Annotated in this window: 9 protein-coding genes; 4 read left to right on the top strand and 5 right to left on the bottom strand. The window is 67.9% G+C overall.

All coding sequences use genetic code 11. The annotated features are described in order from the left end of the window. Positions 1 to 731: 731 nt before the first annotated feature. A complete protein-coding gene (locus ACIGDI_RS34685) occupies positions 732 to 1,412 on the top strand; it encodes a hypothetical protein (protein ID WP_399905190.1) in 681 nt (226 codons plus the stop codon). A 262-nt stretch (positions 1,413 to 1,674) separates the two neighbouring features. Further along, a complete protein-coding gene (locus ACIGDI_RS34680; protein WP_399905187.1) occupies positions 1,675 to 2,544 on the top strand; it encodes an IS5 family transposase in 870 nt (289 codons plus the stop codon). Positions 2,545 to 2,833: 289 nt separating this feature from the next. On the opposite strand, the gene ACIGDI_RS34675 is transcribed toward ACIGDI_RS34680, so the two are convergent. From ACIGDI_RS34675 to ACIGDI_RS34655, 5 genes are all read right to left on the bottom strand, one after another. Further along, the gene (locus ACIGDI_RS34675; protein WP_399905184.1) at positions 2,834 to 3,529 is read right to left on the bottom strand and encodes a hemerythrin domain-containing protein; all 696 of its coding nucleotides are present in this window, start codon (positions 3,527 to 3,529) and stop codon (positions 2,834 to 2,836) included. A 1,194-nt stretch (positions 3,530 to 4,723) separates the two neighbouring features. Continuing rightward, positions 4,724 to 5,101, bottom strand: coding sequence for a hypothetical protein (locus ACIGDI_RS34670; RefSeq protein WP_399905181.1), 378 nt, complete (start codon positions 5,099 to 5,101; stop codon positions 4,724 to 4,726). 984 nt (positions 5,102 to 6,085) lie between these two features. After that, entirely contained in the window at positions 6,086 to 6,640 is a 555-nt protein-coding gene (locus ACIGDI_RS34665; protein WP_399905178.1) for a dihydrofolate reductase family protein, read from the bottom strand. A 95-nt stretch (positions 6,641 to 6,735) separates the two neighbouring features. Next, positions 6,736 to 7,455, bottom strand: a complete 720-nt coding sequence (locus ACIGDI_RS34660; protein ID WP_399905175.1) for a helix-turn-helix domain-containing protein — start codon at positions 7,453 to 7,455, stop codon at positions 6,736 to 6,738. A 227-nt stretch (positions 7,456 to 7,682) separates the two neighbouring features. Further along, positions 7,683 to 8,060 (bottom strand): hypothetical protein, encoded by a 378-nt coding sequence (locus ACIGDI_RS34655; RefSeq protein WP_399905172.1) that lies wholly within the window; start codon positions 8,058 to 8,060, stop codon positions 7,683 to 7,685. Between the two features lie 687 nt (positions 8,061 to 8,747). Between ACIGDI_RS34655 and ACIGDI_RS34650 the strand changes: the two genes are divergently transcribed. Both ACIGDI_RS34650 and ACIGDI_RS34645 read left to right on the top strand, forming a co-directional pair. After that, on the top strand, positions 8,748 to 10,184 hold the full coding sequence (locus ACIGDI_RS34650) for a hypothetical protein (RefSeq protein WP_399905170.1): 1,437 nt from the start codon (positions 8,748 to 8,750) through the stop codon (positions 10,182 to 10,184). After that, complete coding sequence (locus ACIGDI_RS34645; protein WP_399905167.1) at positions 10,181 to 11,731, top strand: hypothetical protein; 1,551 nt, start codon at positions 10,181 to 10,183, stop codon at positions 11,729 to 11,731. The genes ACIGDI_RS34650 and ACIGDI_RS34645 overlap by 4 nt, the downstream gene beginning before the upstream one ends. Positions 11,732 to 11,958 lie beyond the last annotated feature (227 nt).

Raw genomic sequence — 11,958 nt, 5'->3', positions numbered from 1 at the left:
CGGGGCGGGACCGCCGTCGGAGCGAGCCACTCCATGCCCCGCTCGACGGCTCTTCGCACCAAGGCCTCGGGATGCGCCGTAGCGCATGGAATAGCCGGACGCTGCGTGGAGATGCATGAGCCGCTCCAAGTACGCCAGGCTCTGGTGACGGTGTCCCCTCCGGCTGCGGTGCTGCAGGCCTGAGACCCTCGTACGGAGGTGGCCCACGTCCCAAATCGGTTGTGTCCTCGTTCACCTGGACGCGGACGGACGGCGACTCTCCGCCCCTTGATCACCCGTGGGCGAGGGCTGCCTGGCCACCGCACCGGTGTGTGCCGCGGAGACGGCGACCGGCGGTAGCATGACGATCGGCAGTGCGGCCGTCGCGGCCGGGCCAAGGCGCTGACCGGAGAGTATGCCGGAGGGGCCGGTGACCCTGTATGGGCCGTTCCATCGGCTGACGTCGCGAAAACAGACAGTCGAAAACGCCCGCACCGTTGCTGAGTCCGGCGAGCTGTGGGGCAAGATCCCGAGGTGGCATGGAAACGCCACGGAACAGGCACATGTCGGTCCCATCCCCAAGAGCGCCAAGCCGGGAAGCCTGGAGTTCTACACCACCGTGAAGCCCGAGGCCAACAACAGACCTGGATACGCTTCCTGGGAGGCCGGCGTGGAGGACGGTGTCAAGGACTTCGAGATGGACGGCGAAGAATGGCCTCCATTCCGATCGTCATCACACAGGTGCGGTAGATATGGACCTGAGGAAGCTGAACCCCGCGGATATGAAGCGGGTCCCCGGAGAAGACGTCAGTCCGCGTGACATCAGGTGGCTCGCTGAGGTCGATATCGACCGTGCGGCGCTGGAGAAGCGGTGGGGCCCCGCAGAGACCACCTGCGACAATCTCGGCGAGTGGCACTGCTTTGCGTTCTCTCCGGCAGAGGGGGAGGCTTTCCTCCTGCTACGCGAGGTGGAAAATCCTCCCACGCCTCAATTCGGCCTCAGCGTTACCACCGGCCTCTTCTCGCCGTCAGCCGCCGACCGTATCGTCGAGTCACTGGGAATCGCAGGCGCACGAGTGACCCAGGTGAACGCCGAAGCTGGCTCCCAGCGGCCACCGCTCCGCCACGCATTCACGGCTCCAGCGCTTCGTCGGCGGCGGCCGCCGGGAGAAGACCGCCGTCTCACGGAGGCCTTAGAGGTCGTTTTCAGCTGGTTTGCTCCGCCTCATGTATCTCTTAACTCGTCCTGGGTCCCACGCGTGTCGATTTCCGGGACACCTCCGCTAGACGGAGGGGGCATCGGTGCACGTCTTGGGATGAGACAGGCTTCGCAGGATGAGACTGGCAAGTCGGGCCTCACAGGCGGCCCCTGGAGCGCCTCCGCCTTTGTCGCCCCTCAAGTCATGCCCTGCCACAGGTACATGTTTGGATGAAACAGGCTTCACAGGAGAAAACGACCTCTTAGAGGTCGTTTTCATCTGCAGTGCGGTGCTATCTATTATTTTGCGCCTGTCGACGAGCTGATGCTGGTGAGTCTGCGGGGTGGGTCGCGGCTCGCGGGGCGGATGGTGTGGCATCTGGGGCGTGGGCGGATCTACGCCCGTCTCATTCCAGGACGCCTGGATCTGTCCCGTGCTTCCGCGCGGCGGAACACACGCCTGGGCGCACGCCCCCAATCGGCGGTACGCCCGGGTCATGACCGACCGTCGTGCGTATCCGAGTGATCTGTCCGATGCCCGCTGGGAGTTGATCGAGCCGGTGTTGTCCGCCTGGCGCTTCGAACGCCGCGGCCGGGCCCTGGACTTCGGCCGGCCGCCCCGGCACGACCTGCGCGAGATCATGAACGCGATCCTGTACGTGGACCGCACCGGCTGCCAGTGGGCCTACCTCCCGCACGACTTCCCGCCCCATCAGACGGTCTACGGCTACTTCGCCAAATGGCAGACCGACGGCGTTTTCGCCCAGCTCCACGGTCTCTTACGCGAGTTGGTGCGTCAGCAGGAAGGCAAGAACCGCCACCCCTCGGCCTGTGTGATCGACGCCCAGAGCGTCAAGACCTCCACCTCCGTGCCCGTCAGGACGCAGGGCATCGACGCGGGCAAGAAGCTCGTCGGGCGTAAGCGCAGCGTCGTCACCGACACGCTCGGCCTGCTGCTGGCGGTGCTGGTCACCGCGGCTGGCGTCCAGGACTCCACCGCTGGCCGCACCCTGCTCGGACAGGTGGCCGCCGACCACCCCGCCCTGCGCAAGGTCTGGGTCGACGGCGGCTACCGCAAGCACCTCGTCGAGCACGCCGCCACCCGCGGCATCGACATGGAAATAGTCGAACGCGCGCCCGGGGCCAGGGGTTTCACCCCGATTCCGAAACGCTGGGCGGTCGAGCGGACCTACGGCTGGCTGATGCTCCACCGCCGCCTGGCGCGCGACTACGAGGCCCTCCCCGCCCGTTCCGAGGCCATGATCCATCTCGCCATGACCGACCTGATGGCCCGCCGTCTCACCGGCGAGACCACCATCTCCTGGCGCGACCCGGCATCAGCGGATCAAATACGCATCCCGGGATGAAACAACGGGAGAAAACGACCTCTAAGAGGTCGTTTTCTCCCGTGAAGCCTGTTTCATCCAAACATGTACCTGTGGCAGGGCATGACTTGAGGGGCGACAAAGGCGGAGGCGCTCCAGGGGCCGCCTGTGAGGCCCGACTTGCCAGTCTCATCCTGCGAAGCCTGTCTCATCCCAAGACGTGCACCGATGCCCCCTCCGTCTAGCGGAGGTGTCCCGGAAATCGACACGCGTGGGACCCAGGACGAGTTAAGAGATACATGAGGCGGAGCAAACCAGCTGAAAACGACCTCTAAGTCGGGGGGAGCGCGGCACCGCTTCGGCGCACTCGGTCGGTGGTGCGCTTGTAGAGGCGAGTGCCGAGGGTGCGCCACAGGAGGCGGGCGGGGGCAGGCATCTGCGAAAGGAACAGCTGGCGTTCGTTTGGGGTCGCGTCTTCGAGGATCGCACCCAGGAAGATCAGGAGCTTTGACTTGGGGACGCTGCGGCGTCCGCGTTCACCGACCTCGATCCACTCGCGCGGCGTGATGTGGTCGGTCATCAGGGGCAGGAGGTGTTCTTCTTCGTCGTCCATGTGGGCCGCGGCGTGCCGGTCGAGTGTGCGCAAGGCTTCGGCAAGAGGCAGGGCGGTGTCGCGGTCGGCCTGGGTGCGCCAGCGGTGCGACAGTTCGGTGGCCGCGGCGAGCGCGCCGGCGATGGCCTCGTGCTGGCCGGCCATCCGTGAGACGACGCTGTCGCCGGGGGCGGCGCGCTCGCGCAACTTGGGCCACAGCAAATCGTCCTCGCCCTCGTGGTGCTCGCCCAGGGCACCGAGGACCAGGTCGAGATGGTCGGCGAGTACGGCGGTGCGTCGCCGGTCGCCCGGGGCGGCGGCCTCGATCAGGTCGGCCAGGAGCGGTATCTCGCGGCGGAAGACGCGATGCAGGACGACCATCTCCTGCGGGTCCAGACGCTCGTCGGCGGTGAACGGACCGGCGGTGGTGGGCATCGGGGGTCCACTTCTGTGAGGGAACGGTGATCATTCCGGGGAACCCGCAGCCTAGTGGCCCTGGCTGTGCCGTCCAGCACCGCCCACTGCCCCACGCTCAGCAGCCCGTACAGGGAGTCCCACCACCGCTGATTCGCCGCTTCCCGCACCGACCCCATGAACAGCGCGCCGACTCCCCGCATCAGCAGAAATACCACCCCGCCGTGCGAGACCTGCGCGCTGAGCTGCGCCATGACGCACCTCCTCACGGCCCCCTCTTTGATCCGTCAATGATCTCCCCAGCCCTCAGGGCGGAACCTCCCCCTGCGATTCGCCGACGTGGCCAACGGGAGAAGACACGCCGCTGCACCAAGCCGTCGCGCACGACGGCGACCTGCACCGGCTCGCCTACCAGCAGATGAACGCTCGCAGCGCGTGCGGCTGACTGGGCGGGCGGGGACCTCGTCGAGGTCGGCGACGCCAGCAGATCAGCCTCGAACAAACCCATGCAGCTCATGACGGATCCCCTGCCGCAATGTGGCTCGGGCGGCCAGCCATTGATGTGCGGCATCGGGACCGGTACAAGTGACGGGTGACAGAACCCCTTGCCCCTCACTCGGATCGCCGCGTCGCCTCGAAGCCGGGAGGGTGGACCCGACACTCAGCGGGGGCGATGTTCGCCGCCCTCGCAGCGTTTCTCGTCACGCGCGACGTCACGTTTGGGTTCTTCATGCGTTCACTGCCCGACTGGGCGTACGAGGCGACGGTCTTCACGGGACTGGCTGTGTCGGCCGTTGCCTACGGCATTGCCGTTTGGTGGCTCAGGCGATTGCCCTAAGGACCGCGTACGGATCTTTGGTTGGCACTGGTGAGGCGTGCTTTCGGCAGGATCGGGCTCCCGTAGTGCAGGCGCATGCAGGCATGGGGACACGCCGTGCGGCCGGGGACCTTGGTGGGAGAGTCTGGTGCGGGGCGTGGTGCAGCGGACGCTGGCGGGAAAAGAGCCGGACCCGTGGTGGATGCCGCGACGCTTGCTGATCGTGATGTCGGTGATGTCGACGACGCTGCTGGTGTCGGGGCGATCTCGATCCTGTGGCGCCCGAAGTCATCGGGGGTGCGTGAGCACATGTACAACGCCACGGGCCCCCGGGGGGGGGGGGGGATCAGCCGTGATGTCCCTGGTCCCGGCTCGAGGGTCGTACCGTCCAAGGACGGTCAGCCCATGGGCGGCGGCGGAGGCCAAGGGTGCCCGTCTGGTGAACTGTGCGTCGGCCGTCCTGCCGTGACGTAGTCGCGGTACTCGTCTTGGATCACACCGGCGTTGACCCACCTTCCGCGTTCCGCTCGGGTGACGTCTTCGGCGGCTGCCAGGGCGCCAAGCGGATCCTCGCGTGTCCCGACGAGACGGCCGAACTCCTCTGCCTCGTCGTCGGCGTCAAGAGGGGGGAACTCGACCAGGTCTACGAAGGTCTCGTGACCGACGTCTTCCAGAGTGCGTAGGTAGATGTCGTAGCGGGTCCTTGCCGGTCTGACCTCGATGTAGCGGACCGCGGGACGTTCGGGCGAGCCGGCAGGACCGAGGAACTGCTCCACCGATCGGCCCCGCCTCAGGGCGCCCACAGCGAAGGGCTCCGTCAGATATCGCACACGCAAAGCGTAGACGCCGCTTGTGTGTTGATGGCTGTCGCCGTTACGGCTGCGGCGTTGTTCGAAAACGGCCCCGGGCGGGCGCTGCTGTGACCAGGGGGCTGGTGTCGGGGGATTGCTTTTGGATGTGGTCTCTTCTGGACGTGTTCAGTCGTTGTTCGGGTCGTCGGCTTGTTCATGGAGGCGGGCTGCGAGGACGTTGGCCCATGGCGTGGCCCAGGCGCGGAGGGTGGTGATGGGGGTGCTGTCGGCTCCGTAGGCGGCGAAGGTTTGGTCGGTCTATTCGGCGCCCGCGAGGTTGGCCTACAGGTCTTCGTGTTCGAAGCGACCGCGTGCGCCCACGCGCTCTGTTCCTTGCGTGGCTGGCCGGGCAGATGGATGCATCGCACGCACGGCACACTGAGTGGGCACAGAAGGTGACGAGCGAAGGACTGCAAAAGTGGCCCAGTCGACCGGGAACCCGATCGCCACCATCCGGACGTCCCACGGTGAGATCCGCGTGAATCTCTTCCCCAACCACGCGCCCAATCACGTGCTGGACTCTGCGCAGCTTCCGGCGAGAACCCTCCACCATGCCGTGACCGCATGGTCGAGGTGGAATCGAAACGCGCTCGGACGATTGCGGGGCCATGGACCGTCTCGGGTCAAGACTGAGAACAAAGTGTGAGCGAAGCCCCTGCCCGCCTAGCTCCTCAGATGTCTGGCAGCTCCCACAGCGCGCGGCGGGCCAAGACCGGACAGACTGCGCAGCGGTCGGTCGCGTGGGGCAGTTGAGCAGTGGTAGGCGTCCGTCCAACTGAGCCTCTGCTCAAGCTCGTGGATGGGCCACTAGACGGGTGCTGAGTTACGCACGGTCTCGCCTGCGACTACTGGCCAGCCCCGCCCTGCGCCGGGAGATCCACGGCGAGTTCCCGGCCCTCGCCGACCGCGCTAGCGCATCGGACGATAGGTCGCGATGATCACTCCGCTGCTGGTCGGCTGAGCGCTGACCAGCTCCAGCTTCTTCAAAGTGGCGTCGTCGGCGAACAGCTTCTTGCGGCCCTCACCGGCCACCACCGGGTGGATCAGCAGTACCAGTTCGTCCAGCAGGTTCTGCTCCAGCAGCGAACGCACCAGCGTGGGGCTGCCCGCGACGGTGATGTCCTTGCCCTCGCCCGCCTTGAGCTCCTGGATCGCGGCCGCCAGATCGCCCTTGATGAGCGAGCTGTTCGCCCAGTCGTGCACGCTGTCCAGCGTGGAGGAGACGACGTACTTGGGTGAGTCATTGATCCACTTGGCGAAGCCGGCGTCCTCGCCGTCGGTCACCGTCGGCCAGTAGCCGGCCCACTCGGTGAAGGTCGTCCGGCCCAGCAGAATCGTGTCGGCCGTCTCCAGCGTCTTTCCCAGCGCCGCGCCCATCTCCTCGTCGAAAGCGAATTGCCATTCGTTCGGCGACTGGGCGACACCGTCGAGCGAGACGAACAGACCCGAAACGACCTTGCGCATGATTCCTCCGTGATGAGTTCAGAGCCGTCTGCCCGGTCCCGGCCGAAGAGCGCTCCGGCCGGGGCGAGCCGACCCCGTCGGCTACGTCAGGAAGACTATGCGGGCACCGGGGAAGAGGGCTTGTACAGAAGCGACAGCGGCTCCGCCCTGTCCGGGGCTCTCAGCTGAGTGGCGGTCCGGCCGATGAACCGGGTCAAGGACCGCGCCAGGTGCGGCTGGTCGAAATAGCCCAGCCGGTGCACGACGTCCTGCGCCGGCACCCCGTCTTGGATCAGAACCGCCGCCTCGCGGGCACGCTGGATCTGTCGGATGGCCCCCTGGGTGAGGCCCGTCGCCGCGACGAAACGCCGCTGGAGGGTCCGCTCAGAGACATCGGGGGTCATGCCGCCGAGCACCGCCGGCACGATCGGGTCGCAGTCCACGATGCCCTCACGCACCATGCGGCGCACGAACGTCTCCGCATTGTCGTAATCGGGCACGTGCCAAGCGGAACCCTTCAGCCACACCGAGCGCCGCGTCACGTCGGGGATCTCCGCGCTGCCACCCACAAGCCGGCTGATCGGCACGTGAGGCATCGAGGTGCCGAGAGCGAAGCTGATACCGAAGAACGTGGCATCCCTGGGGACGGGAGCCAGACACGCCCTGGGCTCCGGTCCCACCACGGCCGCCTGCACCTGGCCGTCGTGCTCCCAGAAGACAAGCTCCCAATGTGATGCCGCGATCGACGTCATCCGGCCCACCTCGATGCTGCGGCTGCGCCACACTCTCTCGATGTACGGCAACTCCGACGGCCGACTCTCGATCTCCAACCCCAACCGGATCGCCCCCGTTCACCGCCGCCTGCGCCGTCAGTGTGCCACGTCGCGCTGACAGCCAAAGCTCGTGCGAGACGCGCTGGAGGATCCGCGCGGCTCGGCCCGAACGCGGTCGGCGGCCCACGCCCAAGGGCTCATGTGTCCGGCATCCTCCTGTGCACACCGCCATGCCATTCCCAGACAGGGAAAGGGAGGAGCCGGGACTCAAGCTGCTGGGATTGTTGTCGTCACTCGATCCAACGGGCAGCGGCCTCGTAGGTAGTGGCTGGGGTGGTGTTGAACGCGATGGCCGCCTCCGGTGCGTGCAGCCGCACTAGGTTGATGACTTGTTCGAGGAGTTCAACTTGATCGTCTGAGTGCCGCAAACCACCGCCGACGGTGACGCACTCCCACGGATGGGCTCGCAGGGCATTCCCGACGACCACTTCTACGTCGTCACTTCCATCAAGACCGATTAGGCAGGTCTCGACGGACACGTCATGTTCGGCGAACTTGGCCAGTCCCGCCTCGATCGCTTTGGCTACCGGCTCGGGATCCCACGGCCCGGGCAACCGATACGGATCAAGCCCGATGACGAGGACGCGGGGTGAGGCAATGGTGTCCATGTCCGGACGATACGTGCCGACCGCCCGGTCAGGAAGTGATGCTTGAGTCGCGTGACCCGGAGGCCCCATTTCAACGCCACATCGTGCAGACGCCGGGAGGGCCTGCCACTCGGTCGACTGATGCAACTTTCTAAAGTCGACCTCTTTACGCCGCACCGTTGGCGCGGCCCTTGAATCCCGGCCATCCATTCGAACACCATCGAAACGCCCTCCCCAGCTTCCGCTGGCCGGTCGGCACCGGCGTGGTTGAGGTGTTGCTCGGCCGCGGTGAGGGCACGTAATACGGCGCGGCGTTCGCTTCGCCCCCTTCCCGCGGCCAGGGTGCAAGGGAGTCCAGCAGTTCTCCCTTCTGCTCCCTGGGGCGCGACAAGGCCTGCACAACGAACAGACATGTTTGGGGCACCTGCAGCGGCACCTCGCAGAGGGCCTGCCTGCTCACGCCAACCCTTCGCTGACCGTGTCCGGCAAAGCTGCCTCCAGAAGCGGTAGTTGACCTGATACCCACCAGGTACGGCTGGGCCTCGTGGGTGCCGCCGGCGGCCGTGTCACCGGGAGTTCGGGTCTCCGGCCCCACTGTCCGGAAAAACATCGACTACCTGCACAACCTTTTCGCCATCCCGAGAGTCTTGCGGGCACTGCCATGACGGCGCCATGTCACGTCCCGCTTCACGCTCTCTGGAGTAGCCCGTGCGCAAACGCACTCTGCTGATGTCCGCGACACTGCTCGCTTCCGGCCTCACGCCCCTGGCCGTGGCGAGTGCCGAGGCCGCCGTCGGCACACCGGGCGATGTGAACAAGGACGGCTACCGCGACGTCGTGATCTCCGCTCCGGACGCCACCGTGGCAGGGCACGCGCAGGCCGGAGCGGTGGTGGTGCTCTACGGCACCGCGCACGGCATCGATCCTTCCAGACGCACCGTGGTGACGCAGAACTCCGCCGGCGTTCCGGGGGCGGCCGAGGCCGGTGACCGGTTCGGCGCGGCCGTCGTCGTGTCCGACCTCAACCGGGACGGCTACAGCGACCTCGTCGTCGGTTCACCCGGTGAGGACGTCGCGGGCGACGACGGCGGCGGCTCGGTCACCGTCGTCTACGGCACGTCCTCGGGCCTGACGAAGGCGAAGTCGGTCGAGGACCCGTGGCCGTCGTCCCACGACGCGTACGGGCGGACGCTGGCCGTGGGGACCTACAACGGCCTGAACCCCGTCAACGACGGCAAGCTGTCGATCGCCGTGGGCGCCAACGATACGGACGTCACCTTCATACCGGCCGACCTGTCCTCGCAGACGGGGACCTCTGGCAACGGGTACGCCTTCAACCCGGCCTACGGCATCGTCGCGTTGACGGCGATCGACCTGCCGAACACCGATGACGACCGCCTGATCGTCCACGGCCGGGGCGTCTCGGACGGCGGCTGGGGCTACGACGGGACCGGCGACGACCCCGGCACCTACTTCGCCGACCCGGCCGGGTTCGAGGGCGGCGACCTGCCCGCCGGCACCACGTCCGCGGTGGGGGACCTGGACGGCAATGGTTCCCCCGACCTCGTCATCGGCACCCCCGAGGACCCCTCGCAGAGTCCGGACACGTCGCTCGGCGGCCAGGTCACCATTTACTACGACGCGGGGTACTCGGGCTCCCCGAGCAGGGTCCAGACGATCACGCAGGACACGCCCGGCGTACCCGACTCCGGTGAGGCGAAGGACCGCTTCGGTGCCTCCGTCGCGATCGGTGACACCGACAAGGACGGCCGCGCCGACCTCGTGATCGGCGCGCCGGGAGAGAACGGCACGAGCGGTGCCGTCACTGTCGTACGCGGCACCACCGGGCAGCTGGACGTCGCTCACGCCCGCGTCTGGACGCAGAACACCGCAAGTGTCCCGGGCAGTTCGGAGACCGGCGACGCCTTCGGCTCGGCCGTGCGGATCGTCGACACCGACAAGGACGGTTACGGCGACCTCGTCGTCGCCGCCTCCGGCGAGAACGGCGGCGCGGGAGCGGTGTGGTCACTGCGCGGTTCGGCCACGTCCGTCACCGCGTCCGGCTCCCTCAGCGTCAGCACCGGCGGCGCGGGCCTCGGATCGGCCGGCGCTGCCCACCTCGGAAGCGTGGTGACCGGCCCGTGACGCACAACCGCCCCGTACCGCACGCCCCCGAACCCGGAGCCGTCATGTCCCACCACCCGCACGTCCGTACCTCGCGCAGGTTCTCCCCGCGCTTCCTGACCGCCGCGATCGCGGTGAGCGCGACCACCACGCTCACCGCCGTCGTACTGCCGGCAGGCCCGGCCTCAGCCGCGGCGCCTTACCGGGGCGCCAACACCGCAGCCGTACAAGACGACTTCAACGGTGACGGTTACCGCGACCTGGCCGTCGGGGCACCCGGGGCTGCCAATGGCACGGTGGACGCCGCGGGCGCGGTCGTCGTGCTCTACGGCTCTGCGACCGGGGTGTCGGCCGCCCACCGCACGGTCATCACCCAGGCCACCACCGGCATACCCGGCACGCCGGAGGAATGGGACGGGTTCGGAGAGGCGGTCACCTCCGCAGACCTCGACCGCGACGGCTACGCCGACCTGCTGGTCGGCACGCCGGCCGAGTCCGCCGGCACCATGTGGGGCGTCGGCTCGCTGACCGTGGTGTGGGGAGGCCCGACCGGCCTCAAGGGCGGGGCCTCCATCTCACCCCCGACCGGGCTGGACGAGGGCTGCGGGTTCGGGGCCGGTCTGGCCGTGGGTGACGTCGGCGGCGACGGAGCACCCGACATCGCGGTCACCGGCAACTGCGGCGCCACCACCTACACCGGGCCTTTCACCCGTACCGGAGCCGCGGCGCGGAGGAACTTCGTGAACGACCTCGGGACCAACCGCGGTGTCGTCATGGGGGACGTCGACGGCGACGGACGGGCCGAGCGCTTCTGGCTGCCGGGCCCCACTGACGGGGACGTGAGCGGACCCGTCTACGCCGAGGGCGACGACGGCCGCTACACCGAACTGCCGCTCGCCGACGGCCTGTCCGGGCAGATCGGCGACATCAACGGCGACGGCTACGGCGACCTGGTCACCGGCGTGCCCTACGACGCGTCCCTGACGTCGGGTGCCACCCCCGCCCATCGCGGCGGTGAGATCCAGGTGCTCTACGGGAGCGCGCAGGGCATCACACCCGGCCAGAAACCGCAGATCATTCACCAGGACACCGCGGGTGTGCCCGGCGCCGGCGAGGACGGTGACCTGTTCGGGATGTCCCTCGGTGTCGGCGACACCGACGGCGACAAGTACGCCGACGTCCTGGTCGGCACGCCGGGGGAGTCCGTGGGGTCCGCCAAGTACGCGGGCGGGGTGACGCTGCTGCGCGGATCCGCCGCCGGTCTCACCACGACCGGTTCGCGGGCCTACACGCAGAACACCAGTGGCGTGCCCGGGACCGCCGAGAGCGGTGACGACTTCGGCGCCGCCACCCACCTCGTCGACGTCACCAAGGACGGCAAGGCGGACGTGATGGTGGGTGCCCCCGGCGAGAACTCCGACGGTCTGCTGTGGACCGCCCGGGGATCCGCCTCCGGGCCCGTGATCAGCGGATCCACGACCACGAGCGGAACCGCCGCCGGACTCAAGCGCAGATATGCCGAGATCGATTTCGGCGAAGCACTCCCCGGCGCCCGGTCCACCATCTGACGGGCGCAGCGGCCCATGTGCCAGGTGGCGTGCCCCACAGGCGGCCCGCCACCACCGGCCAGTGGAGCACGCTGATCAGGCAGTACACACCGCACGTCACATCAGGCCGGGAGTACATGCGGCGGGACGTCTGGGGCGATGGTCGCCGTGCACGGCGCCTGCGCTTCCGATGAGCGGCTCACCAAGAATGCCGAAACCCTCGGTCGAGGAAGTCCCCGCCGAAGTCG

The sequence above is a fragment of the Streptomyces sp. NPDC085900 genome (assembly GCF_044540925.1).
In the GTDB taxonomy this organism is placed as follows: Bacteria; Actinomycetota; Actinomycetes; order Streptomycetales; family Streptomycetaceae; genus Streptomyces; species Streptomyces gilvifuscus.
This window is presented reverse-complemented; position numbering and strand designations above follow the sequence as displayed.

What these genes read in the sequence shown, in the direction of transcription:
- ACIGDI_RS34685 (WP_399905190.1), top strand. Translation starts at nt 732, where the DNA reads ATGGACCTGAGGAAGCTGAACCCCGCGGATATGAAGCGGGTCCCCGGA.
- ACIGDI_RS34680 (WP_399905187.1), top strand. Translation starts at nt 1,675, where the DNA reads ATGACCGACCGTCGTGCGTATCCGAGTGATCTGTCCGATGCCCGCTGG.
- ACIGDI_RS34675 (WP_399905184.1), bottom strand. Translation starts at nt 3,529, where the DNA reads ATGCCCACCACCGCCGGTCCGTTCACCGCCGACGAGCGTCTGGACCCG.
- ACIGDI_RS34665 (WP_399905178.1), bottom strand. Translation starts at nt 6,640, where the DNA reads ATGCGCAAGGTCGTTTCGGGTCTGTTCGTCTCGCTCGACGGTGTCGCC.
- ACIGDI_RS34655 (WP_399905172.1), bottom strand. Translation starts at nt 8,060, where the DNA reads ATGGACACCATTGCCTCACCCCGCGTCCTCGTCATCGGGCTTGATCCG.